A 19,018-nucleotide genomic window follows, 5' to 3' on the forward strand; every position below is an offset into this window, starting at 1 on the left:
ATCAGCTTTTTAAATTTTTGCAATAAAATTTGCTATTTAAATAAAAATTCCTCTTATAAAAGAGGAATTTTTTATAAAACATTGTCAATCTTTGATAAATAATCAAAATCTTGAAAAGAAAAGGCCCCCGTTTTCTTCATGTTCCATTCGAAAAGAAACTTGGCTTTCTTCAATAAGGCATGGTCCCGATTCATCAAACCATCATACATCAGCAATTGAGCCAATGGCCTTATTTGCTCCGGCTCCAAAGCCACAATAAACTCCTCTAACCCAGCAGTATCTGTTTCTAAAAAGAAACCCCTATCTTTCTTAAAAAAATCCGTGTACCCTTCAGTCAGGTCCATCGGTTCTTCTGTTTCGTCAAATGCAGTGTACCGATCAACGACCAACCGCATGTACTTCCCCATCTCATTGATCCAATTTAGGATGGTATCTTTCTCAAATCTAATTCCCATAACTATCTTATTTGTCCTTCTCCCGTCACGAACCACTTCTCGGTAACCAGTTTTTCTAAAGCAAATGGCCCACGGGCATGTAATTTCTGCGTGGAGATGCCTATTTCGGCTCCCAATCCAAATTCGCCCCCATCCGTAAATCGAGTGGACGCATTGGAATATACCGCTGCAGCATCTACCGCATTCATAAAGTTCAGGATATTTTTTGAATCAGCAGAAACAATACACTCAGAATGTTTGGATGAATACTTTGCAATGTGATCAAGGGCTTCCTCTAGACCAGATACTACCTTCATGGAACAGATCAAGTCCAAGAACTCCCTGCCAAAATCATCTGCCTCCGCCTTACCCAATTCCGTATAGCCTTGTTCCTTCAGGCTTGCATAGCTTTGACCATCTGCCAATACTTTCACTTTAGCTTTCTCAAATAAGGGAACTAAATTCTTTACAAACCCATCTACGATCTCCTCGTCCAGCAAAACACAGTCCAAGGCATTACAGACCGATGGTCTTGAAATCTTTGCATTCGCTACAATCTTGGCTGCCAATTCCAGATCTGCGGTCCTGTCCACATAGGTGTGGCATACCCCAGCACCCGTTTCTATCACGGGAACCTTGGCGTTTTCACGTACAAAGTCGATCAAGCCTTGGGATCCTCTAGGAATGATGATATCTACATATTTGACCGCCGTCAATAGCTCAGCGACAAGTTCCCGATCAGTTGGCAACAGTTGAACAATATTCGGATCTTGCCCATAACTTTTCAATACCTTTTGGATCAAACCAACCAAATAGGAATTACTGTACCAGGCATCCGATCCGCCCCTAAGCAGACAAACGTTGCCCGATTGAATACAAAGGACCGCAACATCAATGGTCACATTGGGCCTCGATTCATAGATAACCCCTACGACACCCAAAGCCACCGATCTCTTTTCTACCAAGAGCCCATTATCGAGCGTTTTACTGCTCAATAATTTCCCAGTAGGATCATCCAATTTAGCAACAGCCCGCACACTGTCAGCAAGGTCTTGGATTCTTGCTTCAGTCAACCTCAACCGATCATATTTGGAATCCGAAGGATCCATTCGGTCCAGATCCTTTTTGTTTTCTTCAATGATCTGTTCGGAACGATCCAATATTTCAGCCGCAATGGCATTCAGTATTTCAGCCTTCTTTTCAATCGACAATTGTGCAATGGCTCTTTTGGCCTTTCTGCTATTTTCAAGTTCGGTTAATATCGTTTTCTTCATTTTAATTTCCTTTATAGCAGCACAATATCATCGGCATGCGCAATTTCAATATTCTTCTTCTCAGACTTGGACCGCAACGAAACCGAGTCTATCTTCGATTTGGCCACAGCATGGATCACATGGTCTTCATCAGCAATCTGGAAGACCTCACCGACCTCAAAATCTTGGATAATTTTGTTTACACCCACAGCCAATAAACTTTTTCTTTTGTTCAAGGCTGCTAAAGCACCCTTATCCACCTGTACCAAGCCTGTAATCAAACTACCACTCGCCAACCATTTGTTTCGGGAGGAAAGCTTTTTCTCCTGAGCTTGGCATATCGTCCCGGTATCTCCAGCCACTGCTTTCAAGATCCCATCCTCGGTTTTCATCGAAAAAATAACCGCTTTGATGCCCATTTGATTGGCCAACCTTGCAAAATTCAATTTTGAGATCATCCCCCCTAATCCTACAGCAGATTTTTCCTCCTTTGCCAAAGCCAATGCCGCTTTGTCAATGATCTTCAACTCCGGTATTACCTTCCCATGCTCGTCCAAGACCCCCGGCACTGAAGTACTGAACAAAATCTGCTCGGCACCAAAACCCACAGCAATCAAGGTCGCCAGTTCATCATTATCAGAGAACTTGAGCTCTTTATTGCTGACTACATCATTTTCATTGGCGATAGGGATTACATTATTCTTCCACAGCGTTTCGTAGGTACTCTTCAACTGTAAAAACTGGCTCCTGTTTGCAAAGTGATGTCGCTCGCATAGACTTTGCGCCAATGCAATCTTAAAAGGCTTGAAGTAGGTGCCATATGTGCGCACCAACAGGGGGTTTCCAATGGCTGCAGCGGCTTTCTTCTGGGCAAGGGTACCCGTGTATTTAGGGATAAACTTCTTTCCGGCAGCAACAGCACCCGATGAAACGATGACAATATTATATTTCGGCTGTAACTGCGCGCATTGACGAGCGATCTCCAGGACAATTCTTTCATCAATTTCTCCATCGGTCGTTATGGCCGCCGAACCAAACTTGATGACCAGTATAGGTTTTTTCATTTTATGATATAATCAAAATATTAAGCAGTTTATTGTTGAAAAACTAACAATAACAAAGAATAGATATAAAATTATGAATTATTAAGCGCTTTTCAATCATTTTCCTTGATATAGAGATTGTAAAAAGCTGATAAGATTAGCCCAGATTCGTGGGTCGTAAGGCATTATTTAGGAATAATGCGGCTGAAATAAGCAATGACAAAGGGCTGGTAATATCCTTCCAGGAAAGTTCATTTGTGCCAAATGCCAAATAGAGTTCATAAGTGCAATACAGCAATAGAATGGCGGTAATGGTAAACATAAATATTGCGAACTTCTTGCCCATAAAATAAATATAAGGAAAATCAGATTAAAATCTACTGATTCGGTATAGAAAAAGGCTAGAATAAATTAGGCCCTCCCTGTTTAATGAATAGTTATGTTTGAATTTAGAAAATCATTAACTTTATTTTCAGATACTAGCCCTTCCTTTTCAGAAAAACCACACAAGATTTAGCCCTATAAAGCTTCATTACAGTAAACCATTAATCTAAATTATCATGGGAAACACTAAGTACCCCAAATTCCTTTTCCTGGCCATCGTTTTCATGTCATTAATTCAGGTTCGATGTGCTGAATCCATTCCAGAGGACTGCCAAGAGGAAGAGGTTGAATTTACTTCAATCAACATTGATCCCACTTGCAGATTCCGTATAGTTGATGAAAAACTAGAAGATAGGTTTCTCGTCATTGAGTCAAAGACAGAACTGGAGAAAGCAATTGCCTTTGTCGATTCTGAGGCCAATGGGCCTAGCAAAGAAGTTTCAAAAATGTTTTCTGAAATAGACTTTAAGACACAAAGTTTATTGATAGGCAAGAAACTAGTTCAAGGGATACCTGCTACACTAATTAGTCAGCAGGTCAACAGAGACTGTGCGAACCATGGGATAGTCTACTCTGCAAAAGTCAAGAACGGAAACTATACCGCTATGGGCACTTATTTGTTTGCAGTCATCGTTCCAAAGCAGCATGCCAATGTCCGATTCAATATAGAAGTGATCCAGTAATACACATGAAAAACACCCAAATAAAGGGTGAAAAAATCATCCCTAAAACAGGGTTTCATTCGAGACATATTCGAGACATGTTGCGGAACCATTCGGCAAAATCTTCGAATTTCTAAGACAATGCTCCGATGAAAAATGAACAGTAGCTCAGGACATTTTGCGAAAGTTCCGAATGTGTCTCGAATAAGGTCAAACCGGAATATAGATCACACAGATTTATGACAAAAAAAGAAATGGCCAGAGTTTTTCTCTAGCCAATCCAATATAAATATTTTTAACGTCTCTAGTTAGTCCAAGATCAATTCCACTGGGCAGTGATCGGAATGAACCGCTTGAGAAAGGATTCGAGAGGACTTGATACTGTCCTTCAGATCATTGGAGACCATATTGTAATCGATACGCCAACCTAAGTTTCTCCCTCTTGCTCCAGCACGATAAGACCACCAAGTGTAATGATGCGGATCTGGGTTGAGGTGCCTAAAAGAATCGGTATATCCCGAGTTGATAAAGTTCTCCATCCATTCACGCTCTGCCGGTAGGAAACCCGAACTATTGGCATTGGATTTAGGGTTATGGATATCAATGGCACGGTGACAGATATTAAAATCGCCACAGACCACCAATTTCGGTTTTTCTTTCAAAAGGTCATTGCTGTACAATTGGAAATCATCCAAGAATTTGTATTTGAAATCCTGTCTGACATCCCCTGTCGTTCCCGAAGGAAAATACACACTCATCACGGAGGCTTTATCAAAGTCGGCACGGATTACCCTACCTTCAAAATCATAATCCTCATGGCCACAACCATATTCAATATGGTTAGGGGTAATTCTGGTGAAGATAGCAGTACCGCTATAGCCTTTTTTCTGAGCGGGGTACCAATAATGCTCATAGCCCATCTCCTCTAATAAAACCAGTTCAGGAACCTGATCTGGAGTTGCTTTAATTTCTTGAATACAGATTACGTCTGGGCTTTCAGCCTTGAACCAATCCAGCCAGCCTTTTTTCAAAGCGGCGCGGATACCGTTCACATTATAGGTAATGATCTTCATCTTAAGGAAGTTTGTAGGTTTTGGATTTCATGGAATCAAACAGCTTGGTAAAGAAGCCTTTCTTAGGAGGAAGCCCTTGCAACTTGCGTTCAAGGTCCAATGCCTGTCTCCTATCCAATAATTTCATGGCAAAACGCTCATCATTATAGGGGCGGTCGTTGTCATCGGTCTTAACCGCTGCAATGCTATCTACAACAGCAATTCCTTCAATCAACTCACCAAACACTGTGTACTCACCATCAAGATGTGGAGTGCCACCAATAGTTTTGTAGGTTTCCCTTTGCAGTGGGGTCAATTTCTTGCCTTTCAACCTAAATTTTTCCAAAGAGTCAAGTGCAGCTTCAGAGAACACGCGGCCTTGAACCAGGTAGAACTGAGATGCCGAGGACTCCTTGGCAGGATTATTATCACGGGCAGCACCTAATGCCCCTTTCTTGTGGATAATATCGGCTTGGATTTCAGCAGGGACCTTGTAATCAGGACCACCATTACCCAGTTGCTGTCTGCTGCCTGCATAACGTGAATCAGGGTCACCACCTTGGATCATGAAATTATGGATGACACGGTGAAACAATAAGGAGTCGAAATAGCCTTCATTGACCAATTTGACAAAATTATCACGGTGTTTACGGGTTTCGTTATAGAGTTTGATAATACCGTTGCCTTTACCGGTTTTTACTTCAACATAATAGTTTTTTGGAGTCTGTGCATATACAAAACTCAAGCCCATCACAAAGGCAAACAACAATACAATTTTTCTCATATATTAAATGAAATTTACATCTTCAAAATAATCAATTATCAAGGATTTGATAATCATTTCCTGTTCCATAAGGGTATAATTAGGAATCGGCTTAATGAGCTTCCAATGTGGCCAGCCCTGTTCATCCTGCCCTTCGAGTTCATAAAACCCTAAGCTACTGAAAAGTCTACAGGTCGCTATGTGCATCAACTCTTCTTTTTCTCTTTTTGAAAACTCCTGCGGACCTTTTCCCAATTCCTGAACACCAATCAGGAAAAGCATGACCTTGATATCAGGAATGTCCATATCGAAGTTCTTGGCGATTGCTCCTTGCAATTCTGCCCACTTCTTATTGATCTCTGCTGCTTGCATGAATTTAATTTTCTGACCAGTCTTGAATGAGTTCTTTACATCGAGATTCAATCAGTTCAAAGACTGGAACGAACATGTTTGAATCATAATATGGATCTGGAACAATATCATCGATCAGAAACAGGGAAACCTTAGCTCTATCTTCTTCAGATATGGCCATCCCCACTACGTCTGCATAATTCTGTTTGTCCATCACCAGAATACGGTCATATTTAGAAAAAAAGGAAGGATTAAAATGTTGGGCCCTTTGACTGGAGATATCAATACCCCTTTCTTTAGCCACTTGGATAGATCGACGATCAGGGGCCTGGCCAACATGCCAATCTCCCGTACCCGCAGAATCTATCTCCCAAGACAACCCGCTCTCCGCAACCATGTGCTCCATAATGCCATGAGCCAATGGAGACCTGCAAATATTCCCTAAACACACCATTAGTATTTTCATGGTTTCAAATATAACATTATCTAGTTAGTATTGAGATGTGAGATATGAGATATTAGACACTAAAAACAGACCTATGACACAAGAAATTTCTGGCGGGCTAACTGAATGGCTCGTGGATAGACTCGGTCTTGCCATCCTCAATCTCTGATTGAGTACCTGTACGCGAATATTAAGGACGCTAATTGGACTTTAGGTGCGTAATATTCCGATATGTTTCGTGCCTCAACTGGACAGCTTAAGGGATACATTTGGGCAATACAACCCTCAGAGGGCAATGTTATTGAGTTACTTCTGATTCTGATCAATCAGTGAAGAATCTGTACGGCTCTTCTCTCTAAAATCCTGACAACCTTAACTAAATGAAATCCCTCGTTAGGGCAGGTTCTACGGTCTTGTGCCTTATGTCTATTAGACTATTAGTCTAAAAAGCAAAAGGGGCCACAATCCCATGTGGCCCCTTTTGCTTTTTAATATTTTTACTAGTATTTCAATGGAACATTGAATTGAACGGTACTACCTCTTTCAGGTACGCCGGTAATACGGACGATGTTTCGGCGAGTGCTACCTAGAGCAGCCTCTACATCATCAACATTGTTTACAGGTTTACCATTAACTTCAGTAATCACCAATCCTCTTTCAACGCCGAAGTATTCGAAAACACCACCTCTGTGTACTTGTGATACAACTACACCTGATTTGATGTTTAATTCTTGTTTGCGCGCATTGCTTGCAGGAACAAAACTAGCACCTAATTTATTGAAGATCTCTGTTGCAGATGCACTAGATTCAGCATCTTCAGTTTTCGGTTTGCTTTCTTCACCTTTCAGGGTCAATGAAACGTCTTTCTCTTTACCGTCACGTTTGTAAGTGATCTTCACTTTATCACCAGGACGTAAGCGAGCAACGTATTCCTGTAGGTCCGGAGTTCCGTAGATGACACGGCCTTCAACCTTGGTCAAGATATCACCAGATTTAATGCCGGCAGCTTCTGCAGCTCCACCTTTCAATACATCACGTACATATAGTCCGTTTACATCTTCAATACCTTTTTCAGCACGTAATTGATCGTTGATCTCTGTAAAGGTCACACCTACATAACCACGTTTAACACTTCCGAATTCCTTGAAGTCATCGACAATCTTTTTAGCAAGGTTAATTGGGATAGCGAATCCATACCCAGCATAAGTACCGGTTGGTGAAGCGATAGCGGAGTTGATACCGATCAGTTCGCCTCTGGCATTAACCAATGCACCACCACTGTTACCTCTGTTGATAACGGCATCAGTTTGTAAGAATGATTCAACAGCATTGCTGATCATTTGTTCTTGTTGCCCCATTCCACCATATCCACGGCCTTGGGTCGGTTCGTCCAAGATACCGATACGGCGGCCTTTTGCACTGATGATACCAGCAGTAACGGTAGACTGTAAACCTAGGGGATAACCTACAGCTAACACCCACTCACCAATCTGAACGTTATCTGAGTTACCTAATTTAACCATCGGAAGGCCAGTAGCATTTACTTTAATTAAGGCAAGGTCAAAGTTTGGATCTCTACCGATCACTTTGGCTTCGTACTTGCGCTTATCGGTCAAGACCACTTCGATTTTATCGGCCTCTTCCACCACGTGGTTATTGGTTACGATATATCCATCAGGAGAGATCAGTACCCCAGAACCTGACGCTGTTGCAGGACGAGCCTGACCGCGTTGTTGTGGGACGCCAAAAAACTCTTCGAACATATCGAAAGGTGAACCGCCACCACCACGGTTACCACGGCTTGCCATTGTTACTTGAATATGTACGACCCCCGGAGAGACTGCCGCTGCAGCTTGGGTAAAATCCGGATTTCCGGTAGAAGAAAGAATCTCTTCGCCGGGGTTGTTTGCATAATATACTTTTTGACGTTCTTCAAACGTCATGTTGTCCATCTGTTTGTTTTCGAAGAGTTTAAACCCACCCACGGCTATGGCTCCTCCTATGATGGCTGCTAATAAAGTTGCACCTATCTTTTTCATATCTATAATTAATCTAACTTTTTTTAATTTATGTTTCCTAATTCAAATGTAATACCATTCAGAAGGCCTTAAAGACTTTTGTCAGTTAAAAAATGTTAACGGAAGCCTGCTATGTCAAGCATTTAACAAGATTTAACAAAAGTTCGGTTTATTGTAACAAGAATATTAAATTTACAGCAGAAACTCAACAAAATGTCAAAAGAAATCCAATTCTACAAATACCAGGGTGCAGGCAATGATTTTATCTTGATTGATAACAGAAAGGGCTCGTTTGATGCCAATAACCAACAATTGATCCAAGAGCTTTGTGACAGAAGGTTTGGGGTTGGTGGAGACGGATTGATGCTTCTTCAAGATACAAATAATTATGATTTCCAAATGCTTTACTTCAATGCAAATGGGAAAGAAGGGACCATGTGTGGAAATGGAGGGCGTTGTTTAGTTGCTTTTGCCAGGGATCTTGGAATCATTTCCCGCGATACTGTCTTTTTGGCAGTCGACGGAAGACATGATGCTCAAATCCAGCAAAATACTGTAAACCTTGGCATGATTGACGTGAATGAATACAGTATGGATGGAGAGGCATTTGTCCTAAACACAGGCTCTCCTCATTATGTTGAGTTTGTAGAAGATTTAGCACATAAAAATGTTTTCCAAGATGGCCATGCGATCCGAAACAACAGTACCTATGGCGAGAAAGGCATCAATGTAAACTTTATCCAAGCGGAAGAAAACGGGTATTTTGTGCGGACTTTTGAACGTGGCGTAGAGGATGAGACCTATGCCTGTGGAACGGGGGCGGTTGCTTCGGCAATGAGTGTGGCGTTGAAGTCCGGCAAAGATGGTGATTTTCAGATTCCGATCCGAGTATTGGGTGGACAGCTTCACATTTCTTTCCACAAAATAGGGCATCAATTCAGCAAAGTTTATCTTTCGGGACCTGCAATCCAAGTATTTCAAGGAAAAATCGATATTTCATAATAATTTAACCTCCTTAATTTTGGAGAAAAAGACCTAATACACGTATATTAGTAGCTTTTTCTACGGAAAGTATAGGATGCAGCAGGTCGACACAATAACTTCTTATCGTTTGGTTTACTCATTAGGGAAGCACCCCTACCTGGGCTACCTCATTGAACCCCATATTGTACAGCTCAACCAAAATGGATCTTATTCCCTATCCTATAAAAGGGTTTTCAGCAATACCGTAGATGAATTTTCGGATGCCTTAGATGAAGTCGATTATGAACTGATCCGTCTTTGCGATGAAATTGAACAGACACAGTTGATCAAACGGTTCCATAAAAAAGCAATCCGTCCCGCTGATTACTTCTCCAAGATCTTTGACCAAAAAATCTACGAGCATATACGTCCAAAGATCGAAAGCCGTTTATTACATATACTGAACAACATTGGCGATAAGCCACTGTTCTTGATGAGCAAGGATGGATATCCTGCAGAGCTGGAACTGAAAATAGCGGATAAACCAACCAGTATCCTTTTCCATTTCAGAAGGAATGAAACGGAAACACGCTATTTTCCGACCCTCAAATATGATGGGCTCCGCATGGAATTTATGTACAAGAATGCGGATGTGATAGTCAACCAACAGGCTTGGCTGCTCTTAGAGAATGTCCTGTATTATTTCGATGAAGAACTTGAGGGCAAGAAATTGACCCCCTTTTTAAACAAACGCTTTATTTCAATCCCAAGGAATACGGAGAAAAAATACTTCGAAACCTTTGTGACCTCGCTGATTGAAAAGCACCATGTATATGCCGAAGGTTTAGAGATCATCAACTATAGGGAACAGGCCATCCCTCAACTTAGGATTGTCTATTGCCCAGAACAAGAGGCGCAGCTGCAACTGTATTTTGAATATGGAGAATACAGTTTTCCTGCAGGCGCACAGCACCCTGTGACGGTCCGTTATGTCTATGACAAGGAAAAGGATTCCCATCAGTTCTATAGGATAAAAAGGTCCCTACAATGGGAGGAAAAGAAAGCCAAAACCTTAGAAGATTATGGATTGGAGCGTGCTGACGCCCTATTTGGTTCCTACCTGCCTGTTACCGGGATCAATGGCTATCGAATTTCCAGCATCGAATGGGTCAATGAACACCTTTCGGAATTGACCGAAGCTGGCTTCCATATCGTCCAAAACCATAATGACAAGAAATTCCTGATCGGCAAGACCAGTATCAGCATTGAAGTCACCGAGAAGAACGATTGGTTTGACATATCCGCAATCGTACGGTTCGGGGAATATGAAATACCTTTCATCAATCTTCGTCAGCATATATTGAACAGGATCCAAGAATTTGAATTGCCAAATGGTGAAATAGCCATCATTCCACAGGAATGGTTCTCTCAATATGAGCACCTATTCCAGTTTTCATCACAAAAGGAGGGCATTCGATTAAATCGGACACATATTGGATTGTTAAACGATGTCACCGAACATACCCAAGTCAGCATGCAGCGTAAGTTGAACAAACTTGGGGAGTTTGATGAGATCGCAGACATCGAGACACCGAAAGAATTTAAAGGTTCTTTACGTCCTTATCAAAAGGCTGGCTACAACTGGTTCCACTTCTTGCAGGAATACCGCTTTGGCGGCCTTCTAGCAGACGATATGGGTCTAGGAAAGACGGTTCAGACCTTGGCGCTATTGCAGCAGCAGAAAGAAACCTTGGCCGCCGACCAGCCTAAAACTTCACTGTTGATCGTACCGACCTCCTTGATATTCAACTGGCAGAAGGAAGCTGAAAAGTTTACGCCTAAATTGCGGGTATTGTTACATACCGGAACTTACCGCAGCAAGAACAACTTTGCCTTCAGTCATTTTGATTTGGTGATCACGACCTATGGGGTGGCGCGAATTGATGAAGAGCTGCTATCAGGCTTTTACTTCAATTATATTATTCTGGACGAGAGCCAGAACATTAAGAACCCAAGGTCTAAGTCTTTTTCGGCCATTAAACACATCAAAGGAAAGAACAAACTGGCCTTGAGTGGTACCCCTATCGAGAATTCGGTAGCTGATATCTGGTCGCAGATGTCCTTTGTCAACCCCGGCCTTTTGGGCAGTTACACTTATTTCCAGAAGGAATTCGTCCTGGCCATCGAAAAGAAAAAGGATGAGGAAAAAGCGAGACGCCTACAGGCTATCATAAAACCTTTTGTATTGCGAAGGACCAAGTCTCAAGTTGCGACGGAATTACCACCGAAATCGGAGCAGATTTTCTATTGCAGCATGACCGAGGAGCAGTCTGAATATTACGAAAAGGTAAAATCGGAATATAGAAATGCACTGCTGGACGGTGCTTTCACAGGGAAAGCGACCCAGATTGCCTTGTTACAGGGGCTTACCAAATTGAGGCAATTGGCAAACCATCCGCTGATGATCGATAGCCAATACAAGGATGGTTCTGGAAAATTTGATGCCGCGATAGAGACCATGGATTCCATCCTAAAGGAAGGTAACAAGGTCTTGATATTTTCCCAATTTGTAAGGCATCTTCAGATTTTCAGGGATTATTTTGACAAGAACAAAATCCGTTATGCATATCTGGACGGTTCTACGACAGATAGGAACAATGCCGTAAAGGAATTTAAGGAAAACGAGGAAACCCAAGTCTTCTTGATTTCCATTAAAGCTGGCGGTGTCGGATTGAACCTAACGGAAGCGGAATATGTGTTCATCTTAGACCCTTGGTGGAACCCTGCAGTCGAACAACAAGCCATTGACCGTAGCCACCGAATCGGACAGACCAAAAATGTATTCATCTATAAGTTTATAGCCAAGGATAGTATTGAAGAAAAAATCCTCGCTCTACAGGGAATGAAGAAGTCCCTGGCCAGTTCACTCATCAGTACAGAAGAGAGCTTCGTGAAATCACTAAGCAAAGAGGATATCAATGAACTTTTTAGTTAATTCTTCCCTGAAAATATTACAATTCAGACAGCACAAGTATTTTTATTGAAAATCAGGTATTTCTAACATTCCTGCCACATTTCTATATTCCTACCTTGAAATCCACATTTTCATTTGGCTCATATTTCAATTTTATCTTGAAACAGCACTAATATTAACTTCTCAATAATTATTAAGGAAAATATTACTCTAAATTCCCCACTCTATTTTGAACTTAATCTAGAGAAAATCTACCATAGACCTAATAGGCAAAAGTTACAATAGATTTCGGTTATAGCTGTAAAATTTTTTATCTGACTTATTTACACAAATATTAGCTTGAATTAAATTTTAGCCGACATTCTTTTTCCTAAAAAGACTGTTTTGTTTTCTCAGATTATTGATATTAAGGCATAAAACTTTTTTGTGGTTAAACAATTACATATTTTCCCATTATTTAATAATCGAATTAAATATATTTATACATTAATACAATTAACACCTAAAAAGCAGTAAAATGTACAAACTCGATTTTTTCACGCAGTATGGCCAGTTCTATTTGGTGAACATAGCTGAGGTCAGTGAAATGGACGATCTGGAGTTTTGGACCGACAAGGCGCTAAAGGAGCGCCTAGCGGTGGAAAAAAACACGTTGGGAGTTGCCGTTGAAAACGACTTCTCCATTGTCAAGGGTGAACTGGAAACTTTAGAGGCCCCAAATGAGGACATTGATCCTCAAGCGGACCATATCGTGGAAGGAAGCCTGGAGATAACTTCAGGGGTTATGGAAATCCAAGACTGTCCAAATAGCGAAACTATTCTCGCTGTGCCATTAGAAAATGGGGCATACAGGGTCAGGATTTATTCCTATAACCTTAATGACCCTTACAATGGAATTGATGACCGCAACCCCAATGATCACTACCGGATAGAAATCTGGAAAGAAGCTCCTTCAGACCGGAAAGTCCTAAAACAATGGATCCGAAACTATTAAGAATGAAAATGATACTTTGACTAACGCCTTACAAAGTATCTTTTAAAACTTAATTCCCTGCCCCCTTATCTTTTTCCTCTTCGCTATATAACAAAAACCTATCGGCAAAAAGTTGATTCTTCTTCAAGTCGAAATAAGTATGGTTCCTTAATTTTCCCTCTATCTCAATATCCTCTGTAAACTCATAGTAATGTGCCTTATTGAGCGCCTCTTTATGCGCATTATCGATCATTAGGAAGTCAACTTGGTAATAATCGTCATCAGGGCTTGATGAAGACAGGCTTAGTTCTTTAGCATTGAACGGCACTATTTGTATGGTTCTATCATTCAATATCCATTCTTGGGCTTTTAACCCAATCGATTTGTTTACTACAGTTTCAAGATCAGGCTTTCCCCATTCTTTATATAGGATAGATAGTATGCTATCCCTCGTCGCCAAAGATCTATAAAAAGCTAAGGCCTGGTAGGCGATAGGTTTTTTATGGAGATCGGTGACTACCGAAACGGTCTTGAAGAACAATGGTCCATAGGAAGCGATACTGTCTTTGAAAGGGCTTTCCAGGAGAAACCCAAAATCAGCTTTTGGAACCTGAATATGGATTGCACTTATAATTGGATCTTTGATCCGGTATGCCAGCTTCTCATCACTCAGTTCATGTTCCATTAAGGAACCAAGACTAACATTATTTTCCTCTGCCATCCAATTCCCAAAAATGGTTAGGACATTTTCATCAAAATTGGAGTTATTCAGATCCAATACATCTTTATTGGTTTTGTTTTCGGTTCCTTCTTGACATGAAATCATTAAAAGAAGCAATAGAATAAAGCTGATCAGGGAATTTCTCATAAACGAAGTATTGCGGATGATATATGTATAAATATACCCAATTTACAATTGTGTATTTCTTTAATTTCCAAACAATTGTGAACAGATTGTGGAGGAGACCTAAAAACAGAATGGGCAATAAGTTGCCTTATTGCCCATTCGATAATTCATTTTGTACTTAAAGAGCGGCTCTAAAGTTTACCACGCTTTCAGTAACTTCTGGAAGGCTGTTTTCCCAGTTATATTCGTATTCAGCAGAAAGCATTCCTTTGAAATTTTGGCGCTTTAATTCTGCCTGTACCTCTTTCATTCCTAATTTACCTGTTCCCCAGATCACATCATGCGCTTTTTTATCACCGAAGGCGTTCAAATCTTTAAAGTGAACATGGTAAACCCTGCCTTCAAGTTTTTTAAGGCATTCAATCGGATTTAATCCCGATCTCATCCAGTGACCAACGTCTGCTGCAGCTCCCATTCTTTTGCTTCTTCCCTCTAGGGCCTTAAGCACTACATCTGGATTCCAGTAATGCGATGGATCTGGATGGTTATGGATGGCAACTTTGATATCGTATTTATCACAAAGTTTTGAGATATAGTCCAATTGATTTTCTGCTGGTTCTGCATTGATTACTTTAATATCAAAGTCCTTAGCAAATTGGAATACTTTTTCCCATTCTGCTTCATCCTTTGCACCTACTACACCATAAGCATGAACGGTAATCCCTCTGTCCTTTAAAAGTTTTTTCACTAATTGACGTCCTTCTGGAGAAAGTTCATAAGTCATTTTTTCTGAGCTACCCCCGCCTACAGTTTGACCAGGGAAAGCCTCTACATAACGAAGGTTTGCCGCAGCGATCTTATCTAATGCTTCTGCAAAAGAAAATAGTCTGAAGGTATAGGCTTGAGAACCTAAATGCCAACCTAACTTTTCTTCAGGGAATGGGCCTTTAGCCTTTACGGTTCCCTTTGCTGCAGGGGCATTGCTAGAGCAGGATGAGAAAATGACCAAGGCAACGGCCAAGCATCCTACAAACAATTTACTAAGTTGTTTCATATAATTTGATTTAAGTTGAGTTCTTAGTCTTGAAATTTTGGAACAGCAATCTTGATTCTTTCGATGACTTCATCCTTGCCCAATACCTCAGCAATCTTGAATACATCGGGTCCGAATTTTCCTCCAACCAACATGATACGGAATGGCATCATCAATTCTCCCATCTTCATTCCTGAGTCCGATATCTTCTGTTTAAATAGAGGTTCAAGTGTTGTAGCATCCCAAGAAGATTGTTCTTGAAATAAATCAGCTACTTCATTAAAGAAAGTTGTTTTATCTTGATTCCATTTAGGTTTTACTGCATCGACATCATAGTTTGCGGGCTTTTGAAAGAAAAATGAAGCTTGCTCCCAAAAATCTTCTATGTAAGTTAATCTTTCTTTGACTAAATCAAGAATAGTTTCCACAAAATCATCTCCAAATTCAGCAATTTGAACCTCATGTTTCTCTAATACAGCCTTCACTTCGGGTAAAAGTTCGGTATTAGGTGCACGTTTGATCCACTCTTGGTTGTACCATTTAGCTTTTTCGAAATCAAATTTAGCTCCGGCCTTGCTGATACGCTCCACAGAGAATTTCTGGATCAGTTCATCCATGTCAAACAGTTCCTGTTCGGTACCATCATTCCAACCTAACAAGGCTAGCATATTGATAAATGCTTCTGGAAGGAAGCCTCTTTCGCGGAATCCAGTGGTAAGATCACCTGACTTAGGGTCTTGCCAATTCATGGCGTAAACCGGGAATCCTAAACGGTCTCCATCGCGTTTACTTAATTTTCCATTTCCATCTGGTTTTAAGATCAATGGAAGGTGCGCCCAGTTAGGCATTTCATCCTTCCAGCCTAAATAATCCCATAACAAAATATGGACTGGAGCAGATGGCAACCACTCTTCACCTCTGAAGATGTGGGAAATCTCCATAGCTCTATCATCTACTACTACCGCCAGGTGGTAGGTAGGCATGCCGTCAGCTTTCAACAAAACCTTATCATCAACAAGGCTTGTTTCAAAGCTCACACGACCACGGATCATATCATCAAAAGAAACCACTTCGTTTTCAGGCATTTTGATGCGGATGGTATGTGCGGCACCATCTGCCAACAAACGCGCTGTCTCCTCTTGCCCTAGGGAAAGGGAATTTCTTAAGCTCATGCGGTTATCGTGGGCATAGCGGAAGTTAGGATGTATTTTTCGCTGTTCTTCCAGCTCTTCTGCCGTGTCAAAGGCGTAATAAGCATAGCCTTTTTCCACTAGTTCTTCAGCAAACTTTCTATAAGAAGGCTTACGTTCGCTTTGACGGTAAGGGCCAAAGTTGCCTGGATGGTTGGGACTTTCGTCGGGATTCAAACCACACCATGCTAAACATTCCATAATATATTCTTCAGCACCGGGCACAAAACGGGTCTGATCGGTATCTTCAATGCGTAAGATAAACTCGCCATTATTGTGTTTCGCGAAAAGATAATTGAACAATGCGGTACGAACGCCGCCTAAATGTAATCCGCCTGTAGGACTAGGTGCAAAACGGACCCTTACTTTTTTGTCTGAACTCATAACCACAAAATTAAGCAATTATTACTTTTCTTTCTCGTAGCAATCTTAAAATGATTAATTTGGTTGAATTGAAGAGTTATGAAGCAACATCCCTATCGATACAATAAACAACAATGGAAGTTTTTCCTTTTTTTATTTGCGGCATTGATTGCTGCTGCATCGTTGCTTTATTCCAATTATTTAGTCAAAAGCCTTTCCAAGTCGGAACGGACGAAAGCTGAAGTATGGGCCATGAGTACCCAAAGCATCGTTTCGATGCCCGATGTAGATGATCAGTTCATCAGTTTTATCTATGCTGTTCGTGATAGTCTTTCCCTACCTGCCATTATCACCAAGGAATCGGGAGAGATCATTTTTTGGAGAGACCTGGATAGCACCAAAACAAATATCCACCCTTCTACACAAGATTCAGCGACTTCCTTAATTTATGACCCGCCTTATTTCGAAAAGCAATTGGCTAAGATGAAAAAGGCCCATCCGCCCATCCATATTTCCTTGGATACCGGCGAGAAATGGCTAGTGTACTACCATGACTCCAAGGCGCTGAGCCAACTCAGGATTTTTCCATATATACAGTTATCCTTGATCGCCGTCTTCCTAATCGTTGCCTATACTGTATTTAACTCCATTCGGGATTCTGAACAGAACCTAGTTTGGGTCGGTATGGCAAAAGAAGCCGCCCATCAATTGGGAACCCCCATATCATCTATGATGGGTTGGCTAGAACTGGCCAGGATAACCTACCAGGGGAAGGACAATTCCCTGTTGGATGAAATGGAAAGGGACGTACAGCGACTGGAAATCGTAGCGGACCGTTTCTCGAAAATCGGGTCAACTCCCTCATTATCAAACCAGGTCATCTTTAAGATTGTGGAGGATTACGTGAATTATTTCAAGGTAAGGACCAGTAAAAGGATATCTTTTGAGTTGACTGGTGACCAACAGGTGGAAGCTAAACTGAACGTACAGGTATTTGACTGGATCATCGAAAACCTATTGAAAAATGCAGTCAATGCCATCGAAGGCGAAGGAAAGATCACGGTCAACATTTCGGAAAACATTGCAAAAGAAGAAATTTTTATAGACATTAGTGATACAGGAAAGGGAATCCCGAGATCAAATTGGGAAACCATTTTCCAACCAGGATATACCACCAGGCAGCGAGGCTGGGGATTAGGCTTGAGCTTGACCAAGAGGATGGTATATTATCACAAAGGACAAATTTTTGTCAAAGAATCTGAATTAGGAAAAGGTACAACATTTAGAATTGTATTAAAAAGTAATTTACGCTATGAACCCACTCAAATCTGACGAATACCCAGCGATTTTCAACGATTATATCGAAACCATTACTGGTGATGTAATGGAAGAATTAAATGAACAAATTGAATCTTTTCCTGAATTTATTGCGAGTATCCCGGAAGAATTGGGCACTTTTTCTTATGCCGAAGGGAAATGGACCATCAAAGAGGTGCTGTGCCATATCCTTGATGCAGAGCGAATCATGACCTATAGAGCTCTGAGGTTCGGCAGGAATGACATGACCGCCTTGGCTTCCTTTGAGCAGGATGAATTTGTTGCCAACGGAAGACATAACGAAAGAAAAATGGCCGATATCGCCGAAGAGTTTATCCACCTGCGCAAAGCAAACATGTTCCTGTTCAACTCCTTTGATGAAACAGAACTCAATAGAAAAGGTATGGCTTCTGACCGCTTGATCAGTGTGAGAGCCTTTTTATATATTATTGCAGGACACCTAAACCACCATGTTACTTTATTGAAATCCCGTTATCTAAAAGATCAAAATTTAAACAACAATGTGGTATAGAGAATATAGTCTAGAAGAAATCAATGGCCTTTTTGCCATCAACATGACCGGCTTCTTGGACATCAAGGCTGTTTCCATCACTCCGGACTGCCTAGTGGCCGAAATGCCTGTTACTGAAAAGGTAAAACAACCTTATGGTCTATTGCATGGAGGCGCATCCTGCGTATTAGCCGAATCTGTAGGCAGCATAGCTTCCAATATGGTCATCGATTCCAATGAATGGGCCGGTGTAGGATTGGAGATCAATGCCAACCACATCAGACCTGTCACGAAAGGTCTGGTCCGTGCAACTTGCAAGGCTTACCATATAGGCAAGACCACCCATGTTTGGGATATACAAATCCATAACGAACGTAATCAGCTGGTATGTATTTCAAGGCTTACCATTGCCGTGATAAAAAAACCGACAGCCTAAAAAACA

At 41.2% G+C, this 19,018-nt stretch carries 19 protein-coding genes; 7 read left to right on the forward strand and 12 right to left on the reverse strand.

Annotation, left to right across the window (positions count from 1 at the left end):
• Nucleotides 1-71: 71 nt before the first annotated feature.
• The 4 genes from NLF99_RS02215 to NLF99_RS02230 form a co-directional block, all read right to left on the reverse strand.
• Nucleotides 72-455 (reverse strand): hypothetical protein, encoded by a 384-nt coding sequence (locus NLF99_RS02215; protein ID WP_254526581.1) that lies wholly within the window; start codon nt 453-455, stop codon nt 72-74.
• Nucleotides 456-457: 2 nt separating this feature from the next.
• The gene (locus NLF99_RS02220) at nt 458-1,708 is read right to left on the reverse strand and encodes a glutamate-5-semialdehyde dehydrogenase (RefSeq protein WP_254526582.1); all 1,251 of its coding nucleotides are present in this window, start codon (nt 1,706-1,708) and stop codon (nt 458-460) included.
• Between the two features lie 11 nt (nt 1,709-1,719).
• Entirely contained in the window at nt 1,720-2,751 is a 1,032-nt protein-coding gene (gene proB / locus NLF99_RS02225; RefSeq protein WP_185211382.1) for a glutamate 5-kinase, read from the reverse strand.
• Between the two features lie 136 nt (nt 2,752-2,887).
• Nucleotides 2,888-3,076 (reverse strand): hypothetical protein, encoded by a 189-nt coding sequence (locus tag NLF99_RS02230; protein ID WP_185211383.1) that lies wholly within the window; start codon nt 3,074-3,076, stop codon nt 2,888-2,890.
• A 214-nt stretch (nt 3,077-3,290) separates the two neighbouring features.
• Here NLF99_RS02230 and NLF99_RS02235 point away from each other — a divergent pair, with 214 nt between their 5' ends.
• Nucleotides 3,291-3,797 carry a hypothetical protein gene (locus tag NLF99_RS02235; protein ID WP_254526583.1) on the forward strand — a complete coding sequence of 169 codons (507 nt, stop codon included), beginning with the start codon at nt 3,291-3,293 and terminating at the stop codon, nt 3,795-3,797.
• 287 nt (nt 3,798-4,084) lie between these two features.
• On the opposite strand, the gene NLF99_RS02240 is transcribed toward NLF99_RS02235, so the two are convergent.
• The 5 genes from NLF99_RS02240 to NLF99_RS02260 form a co-directional block, all read right to left on the reverse strand.
• Entirely contained in the window at nt 4,085-4,849 is a 765-nt protein-coding gene (locus tag NLF99_RS02240; RefSeq protein ID WP_254526584.1) for an exodeoxyribonuclease III, read from the reverse strand.
• A gap of 1 nt (nt 4,850) precedes the next feature.
• Entirely contained in the window at nt 4,851-5,612 is a 762-nt protein-coding gene (locus tag NLF99_RS02245; RefSeq protein WP_185211386.1) for a peptidylprolyl isomerase, read from the reverse strand.
• Nucleotides 5,613-5,615: 3 nt separating this feature from the next.
• Nucleotides 5,616-5,963 carry a hypothetical protein gene (locus tag NLF99_RS02250; RefSeq protein ID WP_093101611.1) on the reverse strand — a complete coding sequence of 116 codons (348 nt, stop codon included), beginning with the start codon at nt 5,961-5,963 and terminating at the stop codon, nt 5,616-5,618.
• 4 nt (nt 5,964-5,967) lie between these two features.
• Nucleotides 5,968-6,408 carry a low molecular weight protein-tyrosine-phosphatase gene (locus NLF99_RS02255; RefSeq protein ID WP_185211387.1) on the reverse strand — a complete coding sequence of 147 codons (441 nt, stop codon included), beginning with the start codon at nt 6,406-6,408 and terminating at the stop codon, nt 5,968-5,970.
• Between the two features lie 479 nt (nt 6,409-6,887).
• Entirely contained in the window at nt 6,888-8,426 is a 1,539-nt protein-coding gene (locus NLF99_RS02260) for a Do family serine endopeptidase (RefSeq protein WP_185211388.1), read from the reverse strand.
• A 192-nt stretch (nt 8,427-8,618) separates the two neighbouring features.
• On the opposite strand from NLF99_RS02260, the gene dapF reads away from it, so the two are divergent.
• From dapF to NLF99_RS02275, 3 genes are all read left to right on the forward strand, one after another.
• Complete coding sequence (gene dapF, locus NLF99_RS02265) at nt 8,619-9,407, forward strand: diaminopimelate epimerase (RefSeq protein WP_254526585.1); 789 nt, start codon at nt 8,619-8,621, stop codon at nt 9,405-9,407.
• A 76-nt stretch (nt 9,408-9,483) separates the two neighbouring features.
• Nucleotides 9,484-12,363: a DEAD/DEAH box helicase gene (locus tag NLF99_RS02270; protein ID WP_254526586.1), complete on the forward strand. Its 2,880-nt coding sequence runs from the start codon at nt 9,484-9,486 to the stop codon at nt 12,361-12,363.
• A gap of 496 nt (nt 12,364-12,859) precedes the next feature.
• Nucleotides 12,860-13,336 (forward strand): hypothetical protein, encoded by a 477-nt coding sequence (locus NLF99_RS02275; protein ID WP_254526587.1) that lies wholly within the window; start codon nt 12,860-12,862, stop codon nt 13,334-13,336.
• Between the two features lie 49 nt (nt 13,337-13,385).
• On the opposite strand, the gene NLF99_RS02280 is transcribed toward NLF99_RS02275, so the two are convergent.
• The 3 genes from NLF99_RS02280 to gltX all read right to left on the reverse strand — a co-directional run bounded on the left by NLF99_RS02280 (nt 13,386) and on the right by gltX (nt 16,769).
• A complete protein-coding gene (locus NLF99_RS02280) occupies nt 13,386-14,183 on the reverse strand; it encodes a hypothetical protein (RefSeq protein WP_254526588.1) in 798 nt (265 codons plus the stop codon).
• A 157-nt stretch (nt 14,184-14,340) separates the two neighbouring features.
• Nucleotides 14,341-15,216 (reverse strand): sugar phosphate isomerase/epimerase, encoded by an 876-nt coding sequence (locus NLF99_RS02285; RefSeq protein ID WP_185211393.1) that lies wholly within the window; start codon nt 15,214-15,216, stop codon nt 14,341-14,343.
• Between the two features lie 23 nt (nt 15,217-15,239).
• Nucleotides 15,240-16,769, reverse strand: coding sequence for a glutamate--tRNA ligase (gltX, locus tag NLF99_RS02290; protein WP_254526589.1), 1,530 nt, complete (start codon nt 16,767-16,769; stop codon nt 15,240-15,242).
• Nucleotides 16,770-16,847: 78 nt separating this feature from the next.
• Between gltX and NLF99_RS02295 the strand changes: the two genes are divergently transcribed.
• Genes NLF99_RS02295 through NLF99_RS02305 form a run of 3 tightly spaced genes read left to right on the forward strand, consistent with a single transcriptional unit; the run spans nt 16,848 to nt 19,012 of the window.
• Nucleotides 16,848-18,080: a HAMP domain-containing sensor histidine kinase gene (locus NLF99_RS02295; protein WP_254526590.1), complete on the forward strand. Its 1,233-nt coding sequence runs from the start codon at nt 16,848-16,850 to the stop codon at nt 18,078-18,080.
• Nucleotides 18,061-18,597 carry a DinB family protein gene (locus NLF99_RS02300; protein ID WP_185215846.1) on the forward strand — a complete coding sequence of 179 codons (537 nt, stop codon included), beginning with the start codon at nt 18,061-18,063 and terminating at the stop codon, nt 18,595-18,597. The genes NLF99_RS02295 and NLF99_RS02300 overlap by 20 nt, the downstream gene beginning before the upstream one ends.
• Nucleotides 18,587-19,012 (forward strand): hotdog fold thioesterase, encoded by a 426-nt coding sequence (locus NLF99_RS02305; RefSeq protein ID WP_185211397.1) that lies wholly within the window; start codon nt 18,587-18,589, stop codon nt 19,010-19,012. Before NLF99_RS02300 ends, NLF99_RS02305 begins: the two co-directional genes overlap by 11 nt.
• Nucleotides 19,013-19,018 lie beyond the last annotated feature (6 nt).

Source organism: Sphingobacterium sp. LZ11T8, assembly GCF_024261425.1.
In the GTDB taxonomy this organism is placed as follows: domain Bacteria; phylum Bacteroidota; class Bacteroidia; order Sphingobacteriales; family Sphingobacteriaceae; genus Sphingobacterium.